The 21823-nt window shown below is 72.3% G+C and carries 21 protein-coding genes; 15 read left to right on the top strand and 6 right to left on the bottom strand.

Translation table 11 applies throughout. The features are described from left to right. Positions 1 to 172 precede the first annotated feature (172 nt). The 3 genes from TCUR_RS20975 to TCUR_RS20965 form a co-directional block, all read right to left on the bottom strand. A complete protein-coding gene (locus TCUR_RS20975) occupies positions 173 to 400 on the bottom strand; it encodes a DUF397 domain-containing protein (protein WP_012854582.1) in 228 nt (75 codons plus the stop codon). Positions 401 to 812: 412 nt separating this feature from the next. Beyond that, positions 813 to 1034 carry a DUF397 domain-containing protein gene (locus TCUR_RS20970; protein ID WP_012854581.1) on the bottom strand — a complete coding sequence of 74 codons (222 nt, stop codon included), beginning with the start codon at positions 1032 to 1034 and terminating at the stop codon, positions 813 to 815. Between the two features lie 49 nt (positions 1035 to 1083). Next, positions 1084 to 1956 carry a helix-turn-helix domain-containing protein gene (locus TCUR_RS20965; RefSeq protein WP_012854580.1) on the bottom strand — a complete coding sequence of 291 codons (873 nt, stop codon included), beginning with the start codon at positions 1954 to 1956 and terminating at the stop codon, positions 1084 to 1086. Positions 1957 to 2473: 517 nt separating this feature from the next. Here TCUR_RS20965 and TCUR_RS20960 point away from each other — a divergent pair. The 9 genes from TCUR_RS20960 (at position 2474) to tsaD (ending at position 11197) form a co-directional block, all read left to right on the top strand. Further along, a complete protein-coding gene (locus TCUR_RS20960) occupies positions 2474 to 2854 on the top strand; it encodes a holo-ACP synthase (protein ID WP_012854579.1) in 381 nt (126 codons plus the stop codon). Continuing rightward, positions 2851 to 4335 carry a bifunctional ADP-dependent NAD(P)H-hydrate dehydratase/NAD(P)H-hydrate epimerase gene (locus tag TCUR_RS20955; protein ID WP_012854578.1) on the top strand — a complete coding sequence of 495 codons (1485 nt, stop codon included), beginning with the start codon at positions 2851 to 2853 and terminating at the stop codon, positions 4333 to 4335. Before TCUR_RS20960 ends, TCUR_RS20955 begins: the two co-directional genes overlap by 4 nt. An 84-nt stretch (positions 4336 to 4419) precedes the next feature. Continuing rightward, the gene (gene alr, locus TCUR_RS20950) at positions 4420 to 5547 is read left to right on the top strand and encodes an alanine racemase (RefSeq protein ID WP_012854577.1); all 1128 of its coding nucleotides are present in this window, start codon (positions 4420 to 4422) and stop codon (positions 5545 to 5547) included. Between the two features lie 162 nt (positions 5548 to 5709). Beyond that, positions 5710 to 6804 carry an alpha/beta fold hydrolase gene (locus TCUR_RS20945; RefSeq protein WP_012854576.1) on the top strand — a complete coding sequence of 365 codons (1095 nt, stop codon included), beginning with the start codon at positions 5710 to 5712 and terminating at the stop codon, positions 6802 to 6804. Positions 6805 to 7102: 298 nt separating this feature from the next. Next, positions 7103 to 7594 (top strand): tRNA (adenosine(37)-N6)-threonylcarbamoyltransferase complex ATPase subunit type 1 TsaE, encoded by a 492-nt coding sequence (gene tsaE / locus TCUR_RS20940; RefSeq protein WP_012854575.1) that lies wholly within the window; start codon positions 7103 to 7105, stop codon positions 7592 to 7594. Between the two features lie 341 nt (positions 7595 to 7935). Beyond that, positions 7936 to 8916: a hypothetical protein gene (locus TCUR_RS20935; RefSeq protein WP_148233074.1), complete on the top strand. Its 981-nt coding sequence runs from the start codon at positions 7936 to 7938 to the stop codon at positions 8914 to 8916. 57 nt (positions 8917 to 8973) lie between these two features. After that, positions 8974 to 9666, top strand: a complete 693-nt coding sequence (gene tsaB, locus TCUR_RS20930; protein WP_012854573.1) for a tRNA (adenosine(37)-N6)-threonylcarbamoyltransferase complex dimerization subunit type 1 TsaB — start codon at positions 8974 to 8976, stop codon at positions 9664 to 9666. Continuing rightward, positions 9663 to 10151, top strand: coding sequence for a ribosomal protein S18-alanine N-acetyltransferase (gene rimI / locus TCUR_RS20925; protein WP_012854572.1), 489 nt, complete (start codon positions 9663 to 9665; stop codon positions 10149 to 10151). The genes tsaB and rimI overlap by 4 nt, the downstream gene beginning before the upstream one ends. 8 nt (positions 10152 to 10159) lie before the next feature. Then, positions 10160 to 11197, top strand: a complete 1038-nt coding sequence (gene tsaD, locus TCUR_RS20920; protein ID WP_012854571.1) for a tRNA (adenosine(37)-N6)-threonylcarbamoyltransferase complex transferase subunit TsaD — start codon at positions 10160 to 10162, stop codon at positions 11195 to 11197. Between the two features lie 13 nt (positions 11198 to 11210). Here the strand turns inward: tsaD and TCUR_RS20915 are convergent, their stop codons facing one another. Next, positions 11211 to 12155, bottom strand: a complete 945-nt coding sequence (locus TCUR_RS20915) for a phosphotransferase family protein (RefSeq protein WP_012854570.1) — start codon at positions 12153 to 12155, stop codon at positions 11211 to 11213. Between the two features lie 165 nt (positions 12156 to 12320). Further along, positions 12321 to 13568, bottom strand: a complete 1248-nt coding sequence (locus TCUR_RS20910) for a class I SAM-dependent methyltransferase (protein WP_012854569.1) — start codon at positions 13566 to 13568, stop codon at positions 12321 to 12323. A gap of 343 nt (positions 13569 to 13911) precedes the next feature. Here TCUR_RS20910 and groES point away from each other — a divergent pair, with 343 nt between their 5' ends. From groES to TCUR_RS20890, 4 genes are all read left to right on the top strand, one after another. Further along, a complete protein-coding gene (groES, locus tag TCUR_RS20905) occupies positions 13912 to 14220 on the top strand; it encodes a co-chaperone GroES (protein ID WP_012854568.1) in 309 nt (102 codons plus the stop codon). Between the two features lie 297 nt (positions 14221 to 14517). Beyond that, positions 14518 to 16140 (top strand): chaperonin GroEL, encoded by a 1623-nt coding sequence (groL, locus tag TCUR_RS20900; protein WP_012854567.1) that lies wholly within the window; start codon positions 14518 to 14520, stop codon positions 16138 to 16140. Positions 16141 to 16721: 581 nt separating this feature from the next. After that, positions 16722 to 17324, top strand: a complete 603-nt coding sequence (locus TCUR_RS20895; protein WP_012854566.1) for a sigma-70 family RNA polymerase sigma factor — start codon at positions 16722 to 16724, stop codon at positions 17322 to 17324. After that, positions 17321 to 18265: a chromosomal replication initiator protein DnaA gene (locus TCUR_RS20890; protein ID WP_012854565.1), complete on the top strand. Its 945-nt coding sequence runs from the start codon at positions 17321 to 17323 to the stop codon at positions 18263 to 18265. The genes TCUR_RS20895 and TCUR_RS20890 overlap by 4 nt, the downstream gene beginning before the upstream one ends. 10 nt (positions 18266 to 18275) lie before the next feature. Here TCUR_RS20890 and TCUR_RS20885 read toward each other — a convergent pair whose 3' ends face one another. Continuing rightward, a complete protein-coding gene (locus tag TCUR_RS20885; RefSeq protein ID WP_012854564.1) occupies positions 18276 to 18665 on the bottom strand; it encodes a DUF5319 domain-containing protein in 390 nt (129 codons plus the stop codon). A gap of 239 nt (positions 18666 to 18904) precedes the next feature. On the opposite strand from TCUR_RS20885, the gene guaB reads away from it, so the two are divergent. After that, complete coding sequence (gene guaB, locus TCUR_RS20880) at positions 18905 to 20407, top strand: IMP dehydrogenase (protein WP_012854563.1); 1503 nt, start codon at positions 18905 to 18907, stop codon at positions 20405 to 20407. Between the two features lie 227 nt (positions 20408 to 20634). Continuing rightward, on the top strand, positions 20635 to 21753 hold the full coding sequence (locus TCUR_RS20875; protein WP_012854562.1) for a GuaB3 family IMP dehydrogenase-related protein: 1119 nt from the start codon (positions 20635 to 20637) through the stop codon (positions 21751 to 21753). Positions 21754 to 21823 lie beyond the last annotated feature (70 nt).

Genomic DNA, 21823 nt, shown 5'->3' with positions numbered 1-21823 from the left:
AGGTCACGGCATCGCCTCTGACCGCGAGGCCCTCGTCTCGACCCGCGGAGAGGGCGCGTTGAAGAAGGTTCGGTGAGCTTCGGCCGCGGCGTCCGGCCGGCGGGAGGCAGGCGGGGGTGGAGCGGGGCTCCTCCGCCTGGCGTCGGGCGGAGGAGGGAGGTCCCCTCACCTGCTAGGGCCGGTCCGGTGCGGCGGACGGGGAGTTCTCGCCGGGCAGGTCACCGGCCCTGACGCTGGACAGCAGGGCCAGCCAGCCCGCCGGGGAGAGCCGGAGCACCGGGCCGTCGGAGCGCTTGCCGTCGCGCACGGCCACGTGCGTGGCGAGTCTGGCGGCCTCCACGCAGGCCTGGTTGGGGCCGCAGTGGGTGCTCTTCCTCCAGGACGAGGACTGCACAGGCATCAGGTTGCCACCTCTTTTCATCCGGTACCGGCGAGACGCCCCAGCGGCGCCCGATATTTTCGAAATGCCTGGAATGGTCGATTTCGAACTGTCAGGACGGTAACAGGGGCACGCGCCGGAGAATGTGTCGTAAGCCGTTGAAGTATCCCACTCGGCGCGTTCTCAAACGGAACCGGAAGCGATGCGAGGATGGCGGCGGCGCGGGGAAATACAAGCCGCGCCGCAGGTTGCCCGGCCGCTCGGGAAACGGCTTGGGCGGAGTTTCGGCGCCGGACGGTGGCGATGCGAGCGAGACCGGGAAGATCCGTGGCCCATTCTCTGTGGCATCAGTGTTTTCGTATGTCACACGATCGCCGGAGAATGTGAGCCGGTGATCTTCCCGGCTCGCGTGCCCGGCCGCCTGCGATGGGGATCAGGCCAGGTCGAAGGCCCCGGCCTTGACCTGTTCGGCGAAGGCCCGCCACTGCTGAGGGGTGAAGCGCAGCACGGGGCTGTGCTCACCCTGCTTGCTGTCGCGGGTGCCCAGGCAGTCGGCGGTCAGCCGGGCCACCTCCACGCAGGTGTTGTTGGCGTGGCAGGCCGAGCCCCGTCGCCAGGAGGCCGCCGGGAAATGAAAGGAGAAAGCGCTTTTCACGCGTGCCATCCTTTTCGGATCGTTACCTGATGTGCTGCCCAGAAGGCGGTCAGACCCGCCACCGCTCCCGGGCGATTTGGAAGATTCGCTCCAGCGATTCTTCGCTCCCGAGAGTCTGGTGTGCAAGACTATCCCATGCCAGCCGGTAACTATGGGTGACCGACTCGTGTTGGGACTGCGTGGCGGTGAGACTTTCGGTGTGCACCACGTCCGGGAAAGTCACATCGTATGCCGGAGAGAATTCCAAAAGAATGAACGATTCGCCCACGATCGGCTGATGCGGGCCGTCGAGGGGAAGCACGCGAAGGTCCACATTGGGCAGCGCGGCCAATTCCAGCAACCGGTTGAGTTGGGCGTACATGGTGGACCGGTCGCCGACCCGCCGGAGCAGCACCGATTCGTCCAGCACCACCGACAGCCGCAGCGGGTTGGGGCGGGTCAGCAGCCGCTGCCGCCGCATCCGCACCTCCACCCGGCGCTCCAGGGCCTGCGGGGGAAGCGTGGCGATCGCGTTCCAGCCCTGGATCACATGCCGGGCGTACTCCTCGGTCTGCAGCAGCCCCGGTATCACCTGGCTCTCGCACTGCAGCGCCGCGTCGGCCTCGTCCTCCAGGGCGATGAAGGCCGCGTACTCGGGCGGCAGGTCGGGGTACTGGGCCCACCAGCCCCGCTGGCCGGCCTCCTCGGCCAGCGCCAGCACCTCCCGCTGGTGCGCCGGGTCGACCTGGTACAGCTCCAGCATCAGCCGCACGTCGGAGACGCGCGCCCCGATCCGGGCGTTTTCGATCCGGCTCACCTTGGACGGCGACCAGCCGAGGGTCTCGGCGACCCCGTCACCGGTCAGGTTCCGCTCCTCGCGCAGGCGGCGCAACTCCGCCCCCAGCCGTCGTTGGCGGACGGTGGGGGTCCGCGACGTCGCCATCGCTGCCTCCGTCCGTCGGGCAATGGTGCTGTTCCACACTCAGGTGGGGGTCTGCGCCGGGCGCACCTGCTATCAAGCTTGCATCAAGCGGTGCATATTGCAGCGTTACCCTACACCACCGCCCGGCCTTGCCATGACCGTTCATTGGAATGCGTCTTTATCCGCCGGGCATCCGCCGGCCGCCCGGCGCCCGGCCCCGTAGCGGCGCTACGGATGCGCGCTGCCGGGGCGCGTGACCTGGCCGGGGCGGCCGGCCGTAGGTCCGGGCGGCGAGCCGGCGAAAAGGCGTTAATGGTGCCGACAGTACATCATTGTCGTCATGTGTGATTGCTCAGAGCAAAAAAAGGGGGCTGCGCGAAAAAGAGAGTGATGTGACCGTCCAGGCGTTATCTCCATATTGATGGTATTGCGGGGCGCCGTGTGCTTTGCCGGACGCCGGCGGGCCCGCTGTCCGGTTTTCCGGCCGGCTCGGCCGGACCGCCCACCGGCCGGACGGATGCATGGCAGTCTTGGGTAAGTGATCGTGGGTGTGGGCATCGACGTCGTCGACATCGCCCGGTTCGAGCAGTCGCTGCGGCGCACTCCCGGGCTGCGGGCCCGGTTGTTCACCGAGGCCGAGCAGCCGATGGCGGTGCGCTCACTGGCCGCCCGGTTCGCCGCCAAGGAGGCGCTGGCCAAGGCGCTCGGCGCGCCCGGCGGGCTGCGGTGGACGGACGCGGAGATCCGCCGGGCCCCCGACGGCCGGCCCACCCTCCACGTCCGGGACACCGTGGCCGCCGCCGCCCACCGGCTCGGCGTCGGCCGCTGGCACGTCTCGCTCAGCCACGACGGGGGCATCGCCACCGCCATCGTGATCGCCGAGGCGGTGCGGGAAGTCCGGCACGGTGGGGAAGCATGAGATACGCGCATGAGGTCGGCAAGGTCCGGGCGGCCGAACAGGCCCTGATGGCCCGCCTGCCGGAGGGCACGCTGATGCAGCGGGCCGCGGCCGGGCTGGCCGCCGTCTGCTGCCGGCTGCTGCCGCGGGTGTACGGCGCACACGTGGTGCTGCTGGTCGGCGGCGGCGACAACGGCGGCGACGCCCTGTACGCCGGGGCCCGCCTGGCCCGCCGCGGCGCCCGCGTGGAGGCCGTGCTGGCCGGTTCCAAGGCGCACCCGCAGGGACTGGCCGCGCTGCGCGAGGCCGGCGGGCGGGTGCTGCCGGCCGACCGGGCCGAACCGGCCGTCCGGCACGCCGATCTGGTGATCGACGGGCTGACCGGCATCGGCGGCACGGGCGCGCTGCGCGAACCGTATGCCGCGCTGGCCCGCCTCACCGAGGACACCGACGCGATCGTGGTGGCCTGCGACGTGCCCAGCGGCGTGGACGCCGGGACCGGACGGGTGGACGGGGCGGCCGTCCGCGCCGATGTGACCGTGACGTTCGGGACCTGCAAACCCGGCCTGCTCATCGACCCCGGCGCCGCCCGCTGCGGCACCGTCGAGCTGATCGACATCGGGCTGGGCGCCGACCTGCCCGACCCCGACGTCGTCGCGGTCTGGCCCGAGGACCTGCACATCCCACTGCCGTCCCCCGAATCCGACAAGTACCGGCGCGGTGTGGTGGGCATCGTGGCCGGCAGCGAGCGCTACACCGGCGCCGCGGTGCTGTGCGTGGGCGGGGCGGTGCGCGGCGGGGCCGGCATGGTGCGCTTCGCCTCCGTGCCGCGCCCGGTGGAACTGGTCCGGCAGCGCTGGCCGGAGGCCGTCACCACGATCATCGAACGCACCCCCGCGGCACTGGAGAAGGTGGGCCGGGTCCAGGCGTGGGTGGTCGGCCCCGGGCTGGGCACCGACCGGGGCGCCGAGGCGCTGGTGGAGGCGGTGCTGCGGACCGAGCTGCCGGTGCTGGTGGACGCCGACGGCCTGACCGTGCTGGCCCGCCGCCGCGACCTGCTGCGCCGCCAGGCCCCCACCGTCTTGACCCCGCACGCCGGGGAGCTGGCCAGGCTGCTGGGACGGGACGCCCGCCGGGAGGAGATCGAGGCGCGGCGGCTGGAGCACGTGCGGCGGGCGGCGGCCGAGCTGTCGGCCACGGTGCTGCTCAAGGGCTCCACCACGCTGATCGCCGAGCAGGACCGGCCGGTGCGGGTCAATCCCACCGGCACCCCCTGGCTGGCCACCGCCGGCACCGGGGATGTGCTCTCCGGCCTGATCGGGGCGCTGCTGGCGGGCGGCATGACCGCCCTGGAGGCCGCCACGGCCGGCGCCTACCTGCACGGCCTGGCCGGACGGCTGGCCGCCTCGGCCGCCGGGTCCGGCGCGCGCACCGGCCAGGCGCCCATCGGCGCCCACGATGTCGTTACCGCCTTGCCCGACGCTTTCCGTACCCTGTCTTGACCTGCTCTTTTACGGGACGCTCCGCGGGGTGGAAAGCCGCGAGCGCCCGGCGGCGACGGTCGGGGGACGGCAGACTTGGGTGGCATGAGGGAGCCGGTACAGGCACGGGTGGACCTGGATGCCATCCGCGCCAACGTGGCGCTGCTGCGCGAGCGGGCGGGCGGGGCCGAGACCATGGCCATGGTCAAGGCCGAAGGGTACGGGCACGGCCTGGTGGAGGCGGCGCGCGCGGCGCTGGAGGGCGGGGCCGGCTGGCTCGGCGTCGCCCGGGTGGCCGAGGCGCTGCGGCTGCGCGCCGCCGGGATCACCGTCCCGGTGCTGGTGGTGATGGCCACCCGCGGTGAGCCGTTCGAGGAGGCGGTGGCCGCGGGGGTGGACCTGACCGCGGGCTCGGGCTGGCAGGCCCGCCGGCTCGCCGAGGCGGCCGAGCGCGCCGGACGGCCCGCCCGGGTGCACCTGAAGGCCGACACCGGCATGTCGCGCGGCGGCGCCACCATGGCCGACTGGCCGGCCACGGTGGAGGCGGCGCTGGCCGCCCAGGCCGCCGGGCACCTGCGCGTGGTGGGGGTGATGTCCCACCTGGCCTGCGCCGACGAGCCAGGGCATCCCTCGATCGCCCGGCAGCTGGCCGTCTTCAAGGAGGCCGTCGAGTACGCCGAGAAGGCCGGGGTGCGCCCGCAGGTGCGGCACCTGTCCAACTCGGCGGCGACGCTGACGCTGCCCGAGGCCCGCTACGACCTGGTCCGGCCGGGCATCGCGATCTATGGGCTGACCCCCGTTCCCCAGATGGGGACCTTCGGGCTGCGCCCGGCGATGACGCTGGTCGCCGAGCTGGCCGCGGTCAAGCGGGTGCCCGCCGGCAGCGGCGTGTCCTACGGCCACACCTATGTGACCGAGCGGGAGACCACGCTGGGGCTGGTGGCCGCCGGGTACGGCGACGGCGTGCCCCGGCACGGCTCCAGCCTGCTGGAGGTGCTGGCGGGCGGGCGGCGCCGCCGGATCGCCGGCCGGGTCTGCATGGACCAGTTCGTGATCGACCTCGGCGACGATACGGCCTCCCCCGGGGAGGAGGTGCTGCTGTTCGGCCCCGGCGATCACGGCGAGCCCACCGCCCAGGAGTGGGCGCAGGCGCTCGGCACGATCAGCTACGAGATCGTCACGCGGATCGGGACGCGGGTGCCCCGGGTCTATTCGGGGGCGAGGTGGCAGTGAACCTTTTGCAGCACGTGGCCCGCGCCGCCGGGGACGGGAGCCCGGGCGGCGTCCCCGGTGCCGGCCTGCGCGGACGGCGTGTTGCCAAGGGTTCGGCGGACCCTTTCCCGACCTGCGCGGACGGTGAGGTGAAAGAGGCTTGGCCGCCTGGAGGGACCGCGCATGGATAGCAGGAGCAAACGCCGGCTCGGCCTGGCCGGGCTCGGCGCCGCCGGGCTCGGCGCGGCGGTCGGCCTGCGCCATTTCATCGTCGGCCGCCGCCGCTTCGACCCCGACCCGGAGGCCGGTGAGCCGTTCGGGCAGCTGCGCGGCCGGCCGCTGACCGTGCCGGCCGACGACGGGGTGCCGCTGCACGTGGAGATCGACGAGCGGCCCGGCGAGGGCGCCGAGCTGACCGTGGTGTTCTGCCACGGCTACACGCTCAACCAGGACGTGTGGCACTACCAGCGGCGCGACCTGGGCCGCAGCGGCTCCGCCGGCGGCACGCCGCCGCTGCGGCTGGTGTTCTGGGACCAGCGCAGCCACGGCCGGTCCGGGCGCAGCCGGCCTGCGCACGCCACCATCGACCAGACCGGCGAGGACCTGCACGCGGTGCTGCGCGCCGTGACCGCCCCCAACGAGCCGGTGGTGCTGGTGGGGCACTCCATGGGCGGCATGTCGATCATGGCGCTGGCCGACCGGCACCCTGAGCTGTTCAATGGCGGGCAGGTCGTGGGGGTGGCGCTGATCAACACCTCCGACGGGCGGCTGACGGAGATGACACTCGGCCTGCCGCTGGCGGTGGCCAGGCTGGTGCAGCCGCTGGCCTCGCCGGTGCTGCAGGGGCTGGGACGCCGTCCCCGCCTGGTGGAACGGGGCCGGGAGCTCGGCGCCGACCTGGCGTTCATGGTGACCCGCCGCACGGCTTTCGCCGACAAATACATCAGCCCTTCGGTGGTGGATTTCCTGGAAAAGATGATTCGGGCGACCCCCATCGATGTGATCGCCGAGTTCCACCCGGCGCTGATGTCCCATGACAAGAGCGCGGCCCTCGCCACGATCGGCAAGGTGCCCGCGCTGGTGATGGTCGGCGGACGCGATCATCTGACTCCGGCCTCGCACGGCCGCCGGCTGGCCGAGGCGCTGCCGGATTGCGAATTGGTCGAGGTGGCGGAGGCCGGGCATGTGCTGCTGCTGGAATACCCCGGAGTGGTGACCGGAGCGCTGCGTCGCCTGATCGAACGGGTCCGCCCGCTCGCCGCCGAACGGTCGGCCTGACCCGGTGAACCTTTTTCCGCACATGGCCCAGGACACCGGGGGCGGGAGCCGGGGTGGTGTCCGCCGCCGGCTGCGACGTCCTCGTCTCGGCCCGCGGAGACGGCGTGTTGAAAAAGGCTCGGTTCGCCGGAGGGGGCGCATGACTCGTCCCGAACCGGGATTCGGCCCCGGAAGAAAAGGCCGCGAAGCGGCCTAGGCTGAAAGCGCGCGGGCCGGCCGCCGGCGGGCGAAAGCCGCATGTCCCGGCGCGGCGGGCGGGCCGGGACACGGGTGAGCGGATGGAGAAGACGAAGCGCACATGAGCGAGCCGAAGGAGGCGGTGAGCGGGCCGGTGACCGTGTCCGTGCCCACCGCCGACGACATGCGTGAGCTGGGAATACGGCTGGCCGGGCTGCTGCGGGCCGGTGACCTGGTGGTGCTGTCGGGCGGGCTGGGGGCGGGCAAGACCACCCTCACCCAGGGCATCGGCGAAGGGCTGAAGGTCCGCGGGGCGATCACCTCGCCGACCTTCGTCATCGCCCGGGTGCATCCTCCGCTCGGCGACGGCCCGGCCCTGGTCCATGTGGACGCCTACCGGCTGGGCGGCTTCGCCGAGCTGGACGATCTGGACCTGGATACCTCGCTGGCCGACTCGGTGACGGTGGTGGAATGGGGCGAAGGGCTTGTGGAGGATCTTTCCGAGGAACGCCTCGAAGTGTTGATCGTTAACGACGGCGCCTCCGGCGAGGAGCGGAAGGTAAAGGTCACCGGCGTTGGCAGCCGGTGGTCCGAGCTGCCGGAGAGGTTGTAGCGTCCGAAGAAGGCCGAAGTTTTTTCTGCTGCCGCCGTTGAACCGCTTTACGGTGATATGGCTTACTCTTTGCCGGTACGAGCCTCACCTTCGTGACACATATCTCAAGCCAGGGGTGAGAACCGGTGAGTGGGAACCATCGAAGCGGGAGCTACCGCGCAGGCGGTGAAGGCTCCCCTGGAGCCGGCGGCGGATACGGCCGCGGGCGTGAGGGCGGCGAGCCCCCTGGCCGCGGTGCGTCGTATCCGGGGCGTCCTCAGCCCGGTGGGCATTTGCGCGACGAGCACGGCCGGTATGGCAGCGGCCCGTACCCGGTCAACCGGGGCGGCGACCCATATGCCGTGAGCGGACGGGGCGGCCGGTACTCGCCCGACCCCTACGCGACCGGCGGGTACCCGTCCGAGCCGGGCGGCGGCCAGTACGCGGCGAGCGGCCGCAGCGGCTCCTACAGCGGCTCGTACGCGACCGAACGGCACAGCGGCCAGTACACGATCGACCGGGGCAGCGGCTCCTATGCCGCGAGCCGGCGCAGCGGCTCCTACAGCGGCTCGTACGCCGCCGAGCGGCGCAGCGGTTCCTACCGCAGCGGCTCCTACCCGCGCGGCGGCAGCGGAAGCCACCGGATCGTGCACAGCAGGCCGCCGCACCGCCGGCTGGGCGTGGTCCTGCTGGGCGCCGCCACCGGAGTGGTGGTGTGCATCCTGGCCGTCTTCCTGGTGCTGGGCATGGGCGGGGACGGGCAGGAAAGCGGCGGCGTGGCCAACAGCGGCACCGCCACCTCGGCCGGCACCCCTGGCACCGGCGAACGCACCTTCGTCCCCGACGCCTGCCAGGCGATCGACGACGATCTCGCCGACGAACTGGTCCCCAACGCCGACCGCAACCAGTCCGACACCTACCAGACCAGCGACCGGCAGAACCAGTGCGTGTGGGGCGTCTACACCGGGCGCAAGAAACGAGTGCTGACCGTCGAGCTGCGCGCCATCGCACCCTCGGGCGGCAACGACGCGGTGGAGGAGGCCACCCGCCGCTTCCAGCACGAGCGGGACGCCGACGAGTCCGGCAAGGGCCTGCTGACCGGTCAGCGGCTGGCCGAAAAGCGCTCCATCGAGGGTGTGGGCGAGGAGGCCTACGCGGTCTACGCGGTCGACTCCACCCAGAACTCCGGTGAGGCGATCGTCAACGTCCGGCAGGGCAACACCCTGATCACCGTGCACTACTCGGGCAGCACCGGCGACAAGGAGCTGGCCGAGGACCCGGCCATCGAAGGCGCCGTCGAGGCCGCCAAGGCCGCCCTGAAGCTGCTGGACAGCGGCGGCTGACGGGGGCGGGCGCGAAGCCGGCCGGGGCCTGATGCGGCTGCACTAGGCTTTGAAGCCGTGCTGGTCCTGGCTTTCGACACCGCGACCGCGGCGGTCACCGTCGCGCTGTATGAGTGGGTCCCCGGGGAGGGACCGCTGCCGCGCGCCGTCGCCGAGGCGGTCGACGCCCGCCGTCACGCGGAGCTGCTGACCCCCTCGATCGCCGGGGTGCTGGCGGAGGCGGGCGTGCTCCCCGCCCAGCTCAGCGCCGTGGTCGTGGGAGTGGGACCCGGCCCCTACACCGGGCTGCGGGTGGGGCTGATGACCGCGCGGGCACTGGGCGGGGCGCTGCGGATCCCGGTGCACGGGGTCTGCACCCTGGACGCCATCGCCTGGGCCTCCGGCCGGGACAAGCCGTTCGTGGTGGCCACCGACGCGCGCCGCAAGGAGGTCTACTGGGCGCGCTATGACTCGGCGCGGGTGCGCACCACCGAACCGGCGGTGGGACCGCCGGCCGCGGTGCCGGCCGAGCTGGGCATCGAACCGGGAGAACTGCCGGTGATCGGCGAGGGCGCCGCGCTCTACCCCGACCAGCTGGGCGCCACCGGCGACGCCGAGCCGCTGCTGCCGTCGGCCGCCGCGCTGGCCGAGCTCGCGGTGACCCGCCTGGCCGGCATGGACGGGCCGCCGCTGCTGCCGCCCGAGCCGCTGTACCTGCGCCGCCCCGACGCCAGGACCCCCGGCCCCCGCAAGCGGGTGACCCCCCGATGACCGTCGCGCTGCGGGCCATGACGGAGGCGGACGTGCCCGCCGTCATGGAACTGGAACGGGCGACCTTCCCCGAGGACGCCTGGAGCGAGTCGATGCTGCGCGATGAGCTGCGCCACCAGCCGCACACCCGGCACTACGTGGTGGCCGAGGACGACTCCGGCGAGATCATCGGCTATGCCGGGCTGGCCGCCGCCGGGGACCAGGGCGATGTGCAGACCATCGCGGTGCGCGCCGACCGCCAGGGGCGGGGCGTGGGCCGGGCGCTGCTGGGCGAGCTGCTGGCCGAGGCCGAGCGGCGCGGCTGCCGGGAGGTCTTCTTGGAGGTGCGCGTCGACAACGACCGCGCCCAGGCCCTGTATGAGCGGTTCGGGTTCGAGCGCATCGGGGTCCGCAAACGCTACTACCAGCCGTCCGGAACCGACGCCATCGTCATGCGCCGCCGCCGGGGCGGCGCGGGCGCCCACCCGGTCGGCTTCGCGAAGTGAGGAGACAGGTGATCCGCGACTCCGAGCCGTTGGTGCTGGGGATCGAGACGTCCTGCGACGAGACGGGGGTGGGCATCGTCCGCGGCACCACGCTGCTGGCCGACGCCGTCGCCTCCAGCGTGGATGAGCACGCCCGCTTCGGCGGCGTGGTGCCGGAGGTGGCCTCCCGCGCCCACCTGGAGGCCATGGGCCCCACCGTGGAACGGGCTTTGGAGGAGGCCGGAGTGGCCTTCTCGGACGTGGACGCGATCGCGGTGACCGCCGGCCCGGGACTGGCCGGGGCGCTGATGGTCGGGGTGGCCGCCGCCAAGGCGTACGCGCTGGCGCTGGGCAAGCCCCTGTATGGGGTGAACCACCTGGCCGCTCACGTCGCCGTCGATCAGCTCGAGCACGGGCCGCTGCCCAAGCCGTGCGTGGCCATGCTGGTCTCCGGCGGGCACTCGTCCCTGCTGCTGGTGCCCGACGTGGCCGCCGAGGTGCACCCGCTGGGCGCCACCGTGGACGACGCCGCCGGCGAGGCCTTCGACAAGATCGCCCGGGTGCTGGGGATGGGCTTTCCCGGCGGCCCGCTGATCGACCGCAAGGCCAAGGAGGGCAGGCCGGACGCCATCGCCTTCCCGCGCGGCAAGTACGACGACGGCACCTACGATTTCTCTTTCTCCGGGCTGAAGACCGCGGTGGCCCGCTGGGTGGAGGCGCGCGAGCGGGACGGGCGGCCGGTGCCGGTCGCCGATGTGGCCGCCTCTTTCCAGGAGGCGGTGGTGGACGTGCTGACCGCCAAGGCGCTGGCGGCCTGCCGCGAGCACGGGGTGCGGGACCTGCTGATCGGCGGCGGGGTGGCGGCCAACTCCCGGCTGCGGGCGCTGGCCGCCGAGCGCTGCGAGGCCGCCGGGGTGCGGCTGCGGGTGCCGCGGCCGCGGCTGTGCACCGACAACGGGGCGATGGTGGCCGCGCTGGGGGCCGAACTGGTGGCCGCCGGCGCCGCCCCTTCCGCGCTGGACCTGCCCGCCGACTCGGCGCTGCCGGTGGAGACGATCCGGCTGTAGGACGCGGCCTTGATCAGACGGCCACTCCCAGCCGGGCCAGTGAACCGGCCAGGTGCGCCTCCAGCAGCGGGATGCAGGCCCGGCCGAGGTGGCGCTCGTCCGGCTGGGCCAGCAGGTCCAGCACGCTGCGCAGGTCCCAGTAGGGGTCGTGCACGTAGCCGCCGCTGACCCGGTCGAAGGAGTCCAGGAAGGCGTCGGCGGCCGAAAGGCCGTAGCGCAGCGCCAGGCTGCAGCGCATCTGCGCGATGTCGACCCCGATCGGCCCGTAGGAGGCGCTGGACCAGTCGACGACGCCGGTCAGCCGCCCATAGGACCACAGCGTGTTGTCCGGCTGGTAGTCGCGGTGGATGAAGTGCGGCCTGGCCTCCGGGGCGGGGCGGGCGGCCAGCTCGAACGCCTGCTCCCACAGTTCGGGGCGGGTGGCGTGGGCGGGCGGCACCCGTTCCCGCAGCCGGTTGTAGGGCAGGTAGGGCGGCATCGTGGCGGCGCCGCTGAGCGAGTGCACCCCCAGCAGCGCGGCCGACATCTGGATGAGGTATTCCGACAGCTCCTCGGTCCCCGGGTTGGGCGGATGGCCGATCAGCCGGGTGACCAGCAGCGCCGGGGCGTCGCAGTAGGCCCCGGCGGGGTCTGCGGCCACCAGTTCCGGGGTGGGCAGCCGGCAGCCGGCCAGCAGCGCCAGCGCGGCGATCTCCCGTTCGGGAGAGAACTCCTGCCCGGCGGTCTGGTCGGGAAGGGTCCAGCGGCGCAGCACCAGCCGGTGCGGATGGCCGGAGCGGCTCTCCACCAGCAGCGCGTGGTTGGCGTGGCGCGTGCCCCCGGTCAGCGGGCGGACCATCTTGACCTTGGAACCCGGGCCGAGGCACTGCTCCACCCAGCGCAGGGTGGCCTCATCGGGGGGCGGGCAGACCGCCTCCACCGGTGCTCCGGATGCCTGGGAACGAGTCACGGGGTCCATCAAAACGGATTCCGAATGGTATTGGGAGTGATTTTGTGGAGAAGGAACGTTGCAAAATTCACGGGACCGGCGTGTCGCCCCGGTTATTGATCAGGCATGACCGGTGATTGTCGGACATAATTCGCGGATGCCATTCGGTATCCGGAGAAGTGGAAACGTCCGTTCTCAGGCGCTTCCGGCCGGGCCGCTCGCCGAAACGTCCAGCGGCCGTCGATGCGTCAGCAGGGCCACCGGGGAGTCGCCCACGCGGGTGAGCACCAGCGTCAGCTCCTCCCCATCGCGCCGGCCGCCCCCGCCGGCAAAGCCCAGCTCCCGGCGCAGCCGCTGCACGTCCACCGCCGATCCGCGCTTTTTGATGGTCAGCGTCCCGACCCGCCGCCGGCGCAGCACGGCCCGCAGCCGCTTGACCGAGAACGGCAGCACCTCTTCTATCTCATAGGCGGTGGCGAACGGCGTGGCGACCAGGTCGTCACCGGTGATGTAGGCGATGCGCGCATCGGCCAGCCCGCCGCCGAGCGCCGCCGCCACCTCGGCCACCAGATGGGCGCAGATCACCGCCCCGTCCGGTTCGTACAGGTACCGTCCCCACTCCCGCACCGGCGCGGTCGCCGGATCCCGCGCCGCCGCCAGCGTCCACACCCCGCCGCGCCCGTCCAGCAGCGTGGCCCGGCGCCGCGCCCGTCCCGCCAGCGCCCCCGTCCACAGCGCCGCCTCCTTGACGTCGCCGCCGACCGAGATCCACTCCGCCTCCGCCTCCTGCGGGATGGCCTGGTGCGGGATGCCCGGCGCCACCTTGACGCACCCGGCCGGGGCCCGCCCGGCCAGATCCAGCACCGCATCCAGCGGCGGTTCATAACAGGAGGGGTCGAACACCCGGCCGCGCAGAGTGCGGCGTCCGGGGTCGGCGAACACCGCGGCGAACCCCGCGGGGTCCGCCTCGGTCGCATCCCCGTGCCGCACGAAGGCCCGCTCCGCCAGCCCGAGCGCCGTCAGATTCGCCCGCGCCACCTCCACCGTCAGCGGGTCGCGCTCCACGCCGACGCCTGCGCACCCGGCCCGGGCCCGGGCGATCAGGTCGGCGCCGATGCCGCAGCCCAGGTCCAGCACCGGCCCGCCGCCCAGCCGGTCGGCGAACCGGCGCGCCCGGTACTCGGCCACGCACGCCCGGGTGGCCTGCTCCAGGCCCGCCGGGGTGAAGTACATGCGGGCGGCGTCCGCGCCGAACTTCTCGTGCGCCCGGGCCCGCAGCCGCGCCTGGGTGAGCGCCGCCGACACCAGCTCGGCCGGGTACCGCTCCCGCAGCCGGGAGGCGGTCGCCACCAGTGCGGTGGTGCTCAGATCGGCCTGCGCCGCCTCGGCCAGCACCCGCTGCCCGGTCTCCTCCAGCAGCCGCCGGAATATCGCCACATCCACACCCGGACCCTACTGATGCGACGGGGCGCGCCCACCGGGCGCCGGGAAGGTTTTCCAGATCAGCGGGTGTGGACGGCGGGGAAAACGGCGAGGAGAAGAAGGCAGGCCGACGGCCTTGCGAGCCGCAAGCGACGGTGCGGTGACCGCAAACCCGCCTGTGTTGACGAGGTCAGGGGGACGGCATAATCTCCATGACTGGCACTCGGACCCTGAGAGTGCCAATCATGCGACAAGGTCGGTCTGGCACCCGCGACGACAGGCCGGTCCCAGGTCGCCTCTTCTGTCACAGTGCGATCGGCCCTGCTCATGGCCGGTCGAGGACCATCGAAGGGGAGGTCAGATCGTGACGACCGCCACCAAGGTTGTTCTCAAGCCGCTCGAGGACCGCATCGTCGTCCAGCCGCTTGAGGCCGAGACCACCACCGCGTCGGGCCTGGTGATCCCCGACACGGCCAAGGAGAAGCCGCAGGAGGGCACCGTTCTGGCGGTGGGCCCGGGCCGGGTCGACGACAAGGGCAACCGCGTCCCGCTGGATGTGAAGGTCGGGGACGTCGTCCTCTACAGCAAGTACGGCGGCACCGAGGTCAAGTACAACAACGAGGAGTACCTCGTGCTGTCCGCCCGCGACGTGCTGGCGATCGTCGAGAAGTAATTTCAAGCCACAGCTGAACGCCATGCACCGCCCCGGCCGGCCAGGGGCTCCCGCACCGTCCGCCATTGCGCATCGGGTGCCTTGGGGAGCTTTCGGGGATGTGGGGATCGTCCTCGCATCGACCCGTGGGCGGCCGGGGCGGTGAACCTTTTCCGGCACTTTGTCTTCGCGGCCGGCGGCGTGCTTCGGCCGCCGGCGGTGCGTTTCGAAATCCCCGCGGGCGCCCGCCGGCCAAGGCCGCCAGCGCATGGGCCGGGTGAGGGAAAAGGTTCGACGCAGGAGAGGACGTAATTTTCCATGGCCAAGATCTTGGAGTTCGACGAGGACGCGCGGCGCGCCCTGGAACGCGGCGTCAACGCCCTCGCCGACGCGGTCAAGGTGACGATCGGCCCGCGCGGCCGCAACGTCGTCATCGACAAGAAGTTCGGTGCGCCGACCATCACCAACGACGGTGTCACCATCGCCCGCGAGGTGGAGCTGGAGGACCCCTACGAGAACCTGGGCGCCCAGCTCGCCAAGGAAGTGGCGACCAAGACCAACGATGTGGCCGGTGACGGCACCACCACCGCCACCGTGCTGGCCCAGGCGCTGGTGCGCGAGGGGCTGCGCAACGTGGCCGCCGGCGCCTCGCCGATGGCGCTCAAGCGCGGCATCGACGCCGCCGCCGCCCACGTCTCCGAGCAGCTGCTCAAGTCCGCCCGCGAGGTCGGCGAGCGGGAGGAGATCGCCCACGTCGCGACGATCTCCGCGCAGGACCGCAAGATCGGTGAGCTGATCGCCGAGGCTTTTGAGAAGGTGGGCAAGGACGGTGTGATCACCGTCGAGGAGTCCCACACCATGGGCCTGGAGCTGGAGTTCACCGAGGGTCTGCAGTTCGACAAGGGGTACCTGTCGCCGCACATGGTGACCGACCCCGAGCGCATGGAGGCCGTCCTGGAGGACGCCTACGTGCTGATCCACGAGGGCAAGATCTCCAACGTCCAGGACCTGCTGCCGATCGCCGAGAAGGTCGCCCAGACCAAGAAGCCGCTGCTGGTGATCGCCGAGGACGTCGAGGGCGAGGCGCTGGCGCTGCTGGTGGCCAACAAGATCCGCGGCACCTTCGTGTCGGCCGCGGTCAAGGCCCCCGGCTTCGGCGACCGCCGCAAGGCGATGCTGGCCGACATGGCGGTGCTGACCGGCGGCCAGGTGATCAGCGAGGCGCTGGGCCTGAAGCTGGACTCCATCGGCCTGGAGGAGCTGGGCCGGGCCCGCCGGGTCACCGTCACCAAGGACACCACCACCATCGTCGACGGCGCCGGCGACCCCAAGGACGTCGAGGACCGCATCCGCCAGATCAAGGTCGAGATCGAGCAGAGCGACTCGGACTGGGACCGCGAGAAGCTGCAGGAGCGGCTGGCCAAGCTGGCCGGCGGGGTGTGCGTGCTGCGCGTGGGCGCCGCCACCGAGGTGGAGCTGAAGGAGAAGAAGCACCGCCTGGAGGACGCCATCTCCGCCACCCGCGCCGCCATCGAAGAGGGCATCGTCGCCGGCGGCGGCAGCGCGCTGGTGCACGTCTCCAAGGAGGGCTTCGAGACGCTGGGGCTGTCCGGCGACGAGGCCACCGGCGCCGAGGCGCTGCGCCGCGCCCTGGTGGAGCCGGCCCGCTGGATCGCCGAGAACGCCGGCCAGGAGGGTTACGTCGTGACGGCCAAGGTGGCCGAGCTGCCCGTCGGCCACGGCTACAACGCCGCCACCGGCGAGTACGGCGACCTGGTGGCCCAGGGCGTCATCGACCCGGTGAAGGTCACCCGCTCGGCCGTCACCAACGCCGCCTCGATCGCCGGCATGCTGCTGAGCACCGAGGCCCTGGTGGTCGAAAAGCCCGAGGAGGAGGAGCCCGCCGCGGGTCACGGCCACGGTCACGGCCACGGCCACTGACCCTCCGCTCCGGCGGCGGCAGGCCGCCTGAGCAGGGAGGATGCAACCGGTTCGCAGGGGATCCCCGCCGACTGCGGCGGGGATTCCTTTTTTGGTGAGGTTTCTGATTTGCGGCGGCCCGGCCCCTTGCGTGCCGCGCTGGTCCCGTTTCCGCAGGTCAGGTGGGTGATCACGGCTGTGGAACCGGCGCGGCCCGGGCGGGGCGCAGCGGACTGAAAAAGAATTTCCTGTGCTCCTCGGCCGAAAAGCCCGCGACCGGGCGAAGTGTCGGAAGACTGTTTCGGAAATACCGGAGAAACGGCGACGGGCGGCGCCTTTTCAAGCCGGGCTTCTGCCGGTCACAACGGGTGGAGAGGGCCGATGCGGACCGTTCGGCGGCCATCCCGCACCAAAAGAGATTACCCTACGGGATGGAATCATTGCGTTTTGTGATATTAGGCGGGGGGCCCGCGCACTGTGACCATTCCGTTGTCTTGCACAGTGGAGACATGTCCGACCGCGCTGGGCATCATGCTCTACGTGACCGAGGGATGCTTCGCCGGGAACACGACGCGGGGGCTATCGGAGCGGGGGGACGTGCGATGACGAGCGAAGCCCGGGCCTTGCATGCGACGGCGCCCTCCGATGAGGGGGATCTGGGAGATCTGACCGCGCTGGCCGTGCAGGGCGATCCCGGGGCGATCGAGGTATTGCTCAGTCAGGTGCGGCCGATGGTGGTGCGTTATTGCCGGGCCCGTTTGGGGCGCATATCCGGGCACTATCACATCGCCGACGACGTGGCCCAGGAAGTCTGTATCGCGGTGTTGTCGGCCCTGCCCCGATATCGCGACATGGGACGTCCTTTCGCGTCCTTCGTCTTCGGCATCGCCTCGCACAAGATCGCCGACGCGCTGCGCAGCGCGGTGCGGTCGGCGGTGCCCACCGAGGACCTGCCGGACGGCCCCGACGACCGTCCCGGTCCAGAGGAGACGGTGGTCCGCTACAGCGAGGCCGAACGCGCCCGCGACCTGCTCACCCGGCTGCCCGAGCACCAGCGCGAACTGGTGCTGCTGCGAGTGGTGGCGGGGCTGTCGGCCGAGGAGACCGGTAATGTGCTGGGCATGACGGCGGGAGCGGTACGGGTCGCCCAGCACCGGGCCCTGGCCCGGCTCCGGGCGATGGCCAGTGAGGAGTCGGGCGCTTGACAGAGCGGAGCGAGGACGCCTCGGTTCCCACCGGTGCCGCCGGTGCGGCCGCCGCCGGTCCCGGCCGTCCGACGGCCGCGTGCTGGGATCTGGCCGCGGTGCGCCGCAGCGACGCGATCGTGGAGGCGCTGGCCGCCCGCGACGCGCTGCCCGACTCCGGCGCCGCCGACCCGGCGGACCCGGCCGTCGCCCTGCTGCGGGCCCTGATCGCCGATGTGGACGCCGGAGCCTTCGACCCGTCCCTGCCGCGCCGGCCGGCGCCGCCGGCGCAGCAGAGCACGCGCCCGGGAAAGCGGCGGCCCGGATCGGGCGGGCGCATGCGGCCCGTCCCCGCCGAGGGGGACGGCACCGCCGCCTATCCCGGACCGCGGCGGGGGCCGCGCAAGGTCGTCCTGCTCGGCGTCGTCGGCCCGCTGCTGACCGGGGTGCTGGCCACCACCGGGGTCGCCGTCGCCCAGGACGGGCCGGCCGAGCAGCCGGGAAGCGCACCGGGCGCCGGAGAACTGGCCGCCGGCGAACCCGCGGCGCACGCCCGGATCCGGCTGGTCCGGGAACGGCCGGACACCGCCCGCCCGGCCGAGGGCGTCATCACGGTCCTCGCCGCCGACGGCGGGCCGATGCGTTCCCTGCCGTTCCGCACTCCCATGCCGGACCTGCGCGTCGAGCCCCACGAAGACCGACTCCCCAAGGACCGGGCGGGAGAGGACCGGCGCGGGTCCGGCGAGCGGCGAGCCCCCAGGGCGCAGCCGGAGGCGCCGGGGGGCGACGCGCCCAAGCCGCGTCAGGACCTCCTGCCCTTCGCCGATCCCGAGCCGGGCGAACCACACGCCGACCAGGACCGCCTCGACCCATCGGAGCCGGTTCCAGACAATACGGAGGAGCGGCCGGCGGCCCCGCCACAGGCCGATGAAACCGACGGCGGCCTGCCCGAGGAGACCTGACCGGACCCCCTCAGGGGTTGTTCCGGCCCTCCTCGCTGTCGATCACGCCGTCCACGTAACCGCGGGCGTACTCCCAGCTGACATAGTCGACCGGGTCGGGCGACAGCGCGGGCTCGTGCACCCGCGGCAGCCCTTCCTCCAGCAGGTGGCGCAGGTTGCCGTGCAGCAGGTCCCAGTCGATGTAGTGCTGCTTGCCGCAGTCGCCGCAGTCCACGGTCAGGCCGCGGACCCCCAGCGGCTCCAGCAGCGCGCGGAAGACCTCCAGGTCGGCGAGGTCGGCCAGCACGTCCTCGCGTTCGCTCATGCTCAGCGGAGTGATCTCCTCGCTGAGGTCGCCGAGCGCTGCGGCCGGGTCGTTGGGGTCGCCGGCGAACGGGTCGAGCGGGACGTCATCGTGCACAATCCCACGCTACTGCGCACAACGAGCAGGTGGTCAACCCGCGGGCACAACCTTGTGCAAGACACCGGATGCCGGGATTTTCCCGACGGCGTGGTGTGTTGTTTCTCGCATAGTCCCCGGTGGCGGGCGTGCGCGCACCGGCAAGTGACCTTGACGGGCACGCCCTACGATGGGGGGACACCGCCGTGTCCGGGCCGCAACAGACCGCCTGTGGCCAATCGACGACCGGGAAGGCAGCCATGAATCCCGCCGCGGAACCCGACAAGTTCCTCCCTCCGGGGCTGACGTTCGACGATGTTCTGCTGGTGCCGGCCTACTCCGATCTCCAGCCGGGCGAGGTCGACACCACCACGCGGCTCAGCCGCAACATCACCTTGCGCATCCCCCTGGTCTCGGCGGCGATGGACACGGTGACCGAGGCCCGCATGGCCATCGCCATGGCCCGCCAGGGCGGCATCGGCATCCTGCACCGCAACCTGTCGATCGAGGAGCAGGCCGAGCAGGCCGACATGGTCAAGCGCTCGGAGAACGGCATGATCACCAAGCCGGTCACCTGCTCCCCGGACGACACCCTGGCCGATGTGGAGCAGTTGTGCTCCCGCTTCCGGATCTCCGGGGTCCCGGTGGTGGACGCCGAGGGCGTGCTGGTGGGCATCGTCACCAACCGCGACACCCGCTTTGAAAGCGACCCGACGCGGCCGGTGCGCGAGGTCATGACCCCGATGCCGCTGATCACCGCGCCGGTGGACGTCTCCAAGGAGGAGGCGTTCCGGCTGCTGGCCCAGAACAAGATCGAGAAACTGCCGCTGATCGACGACGCCGGCCGGCTGCGCGGGCTGATCACCGTCAAAGACTTCGTCAAAAGCGAGCAATACCCCAGGGCCACCAAGGACGCCGACGGCCGGCTGGTGGTCGGCGCCGCGGTGGGCGTCGGGGAAGAGGGCATCGCCCGCGCCCAGGCGCTGGTCGAGGCGGGTGTCGACGTCATCGTGGTGGACGTGGCCCAGGGCCACTCCAAGGGCGTGCTGGACACCATCGCCAAGATCAAGGCCAACTGCCGGGGCGTGGACGTGATCGGCGGCAACGTGGCCACCCGCGCCGGCGCCCAGGCGCTGATCGACGCCGGCGCCGACGGCGTCAAGGTCGGGGTCGGCCCCGGCTCCATCTGCACCACCCGGGTCATCGCGGGCGTCGGCGTCCCCCAGATCACCGCGATCTACGAGGCCTCCCGCGCCGCGCTGCCGGCCGGGGTGCCGGTGATCGGCGACGGCGGCCTGCAGTACTCCGGCGACATCGCCAAGGCCATCGCCGCCGGCGCCTCCAGCGTGATGCTGGGCAGCCTGCTGGCCGGGGTGGAGGAGAGCCCGGGCGAGCTGATCTTCGTCCACGGCAAGCAGTACAAGTCCTACCGGGGCATGGGCTCGCTGGGCGCCATGCGCAACCGCGAGCGCGGCAAGTCCTACTCCAAGGACCGCTACCAGCAGGGCGACGTCACCAGCGAGGAGAAGCTGATCCCCGAGGGCATCGAAGGGCAGGTGCCCTACCGCGGCCCGCTGGCCGCGGTCGCCCACCAGCTGGTCGGCGGCCTGCACCAGGCCATGTGGTACGCCGGCACCCGCACCATCCCCGAGCTGCAGGAGCGGGGCCAGTTGATGCAGATCACCACGGCCGGCCTCAAGGAGAGCCACCCCCACGACGTGCAGATGACCGTGGAGGCCCCCAACTACCAGCGCAGGTCATAGCAGCGGCGGGCCGGCCCGGGCGGGGCGGCCCCCGGCTGAGATGATGCTCCAGGCCCGATGTCCGGCAGACCCCGGGCCTGGAGCCGACACGTCCTTGAAGACCATCGCGGGCGGGCCTGCGCGCATCCGGGCCGAAGGAACGGTGACGACCGCAAAGCGGTCCGCACCGCCGCCGGGCCGGAAGGCGCGCATCGCGGCCCGCTCGCCGCGCGAGCGGAGCGAGCGCCATGAACACGCTTGAGATCGGGCGGGGCAAGAGCGGCCGCCGGGCGTATGCGTTCGACGAGATCGGCATCGTGCCGTCCCGGCGGACGCGCGACCCGGAGGAGGTCAGCGTCGCCTGGCAGATCGACGCCTACCGGTTCGAGGTGCCGCTGGTGGCGGCGCCGATGGACAGCGTGGTCAGCCCGGCCACCGCGATCGCCATAGGCAAGCTGGGCGGACTGGCGGTGCTGGACCTGGAGGGGCTGTGGACCCGCTATGAGGACCCCGAGCCGCTGTTGGCCGAGATCACGCTGCTGGACGATGTGACCGCCACCCGGCGGCTGCAGGAGGTCTACTCCGAGCCGATCAAAGAGGAGCTGATCGGCCGGCGGATCGAGGAGATCCGCCGGGCCGGGGTGACCGTGGCGGCCCGGCTGTCGCCGCAGCGCACCGCGCAGTTCCACAAGGCGGTGATCGACGCCGGGGTGGACCTGTTCGTCATCCGCGGCACCACGGTGTCGGCCGAGCACGTCTCCAGCCGGGCCGAGCCGCTGAACCTCAAGCAGTTCATCTACGACCTGGACGTCCCGGTGATCGTGGGCGGCTGCTCCACCTACACCGCGGCGCTGCACCTGATGCGCACCGGCGCGGCCGGGGTGCTGGTCGGCTTCGGCGGCGGCTCCGGGCACACCACCCGCACCGTGCTGGGGGTGGCGGTGCCGATGGCCACCGCGGTCGCCGACGTGGCCGCGGCCCGCCGCGACTACCTGGATGAGTCCGGCGGCCGGTACGTGCACGTCATCGCCGACGGCGGCATGACCAACAGCGGCGACATCGCCAAGGCGTTCGCCTGCGGCAGCGACGCGGTGATGATCGGCTCGCCGTTCGCCCGGGCCACCGAGGCGCCCGGCCGCGGCTACCACTGGGGCAGCGAGGCCCACCACGGCGAGGTGCCCCGCGGCACCCGGCTGGAGGTCGGCACGATCGGGACGCTGGAGCAGATCCTGTTCGGGCCGTCCCATGTCGCCGACGGGTCGATGAACCTCATCGGGGCGCTGCGCCGCGCCATGGCCACCGCCGGGTACACCGAGCTGAAGGAGTTCCAGCGGGTGGAGGTCGTCATCACCCCGCCCGAGCTGTGACGCCGCACCCTGGGTCCTGTGCCGCCGCACGGTTTTCACCGGGGGCGCGCCGGCCGTGAAGAGCCCTCCC

The sequence above is a fragment of the Thermomonospora curvata DSM 43183 genome, assembly GCF_000024385.1.
GTDB lineage: Bacteria > Actinomycetota > Actinomycetes > Streptosporangiales > Streptosporangiaceae > Thermomonospora > Thermomonospora curvata.
This window is presented reverse-complemented; position numbering and strand designations above follow the sequence as displayed.

Coding starts and splice junctions, on each gene's coding strand:
- tsaE (WP_012854575.1), top strand. CDS start 7,103: ATGAGCGAGCCGAAGGAGGCGGTGAGCGGGCCGGTGACCGTGTCCGTG.
- alr (WP_012854577.1), top strand. CDS start 4,420: ATGAGGGAGCCGGTACAGGCACGGGTGGACCTGGATGCCATCCGCGCC.
- TCUR_RS20975 (WP_012854582.1), bottom strand. CDS start 400: ATGCCTGTGCAGTCCTCGTCCTGGAGGAAGAGCACCCACTGCGGCCCC.
- groL (WP_012854567.1), top strand. CDS start 14,518: ATGGCCAAGATCTTGGAGTTCGACGAGGACGCGCGGCGCGCCCTGGAA.
- TCUR_RS20945 (WP_012854576.1), top strand. CDS start 5,710: ATGGATAGCAGGAGCAAACGCCGGCTCGGCCTGGCCGGGCTCGGCGCC.
- TCUR_RS20965 (WP_012854580.1), bottom strand. CDS start 1,956: ATGGCGACGTCGCGGACCCCCACCGTCCGCCAACGACGGCTGGGGGCG.
- rimI (WP_012854572.1), top strand. CDS start 9,663: ATGACCGTCGCGCTGCGGGCCATGACGGAGGCGGACGTGCCCGCCGTC.
- TCUR_RS20915 (WP_012854570.1), bottom strand. CDS start 12,155: ATGGACCCCGTGACTCGTTCCCAGGCATCCGGAGCACCGGTGGAGGCG.
- TCUR_RS20955 (WP_012854578.1), top strand. CDS start 2,851: ATGAGATACGCGCATGAGGTCGGCAAGGTCCGGGCGGCCGAACAGGCC.
- guaB (WP_012854563.1), top strand. CDS start 18,905: ATGAATCCCGCCGCGGAACCCGACAAGTTCCTCCCTCCGGGGCTGACG.
- TCUR_RS20875 (WP_012854562.1), top strand. CDS start 20,635: ATGAACACGCTTGAGATCGGGCGGGGCAAGAGCGGCCGCCGGGCGTAT.
- TCUR_RS20895 (WP_012854566.1), top strand. CDS start 16,722: ATGACGAGCGAAGCCCGGGCCTTGCATGCGACGGCGCCCTCCGATGAG.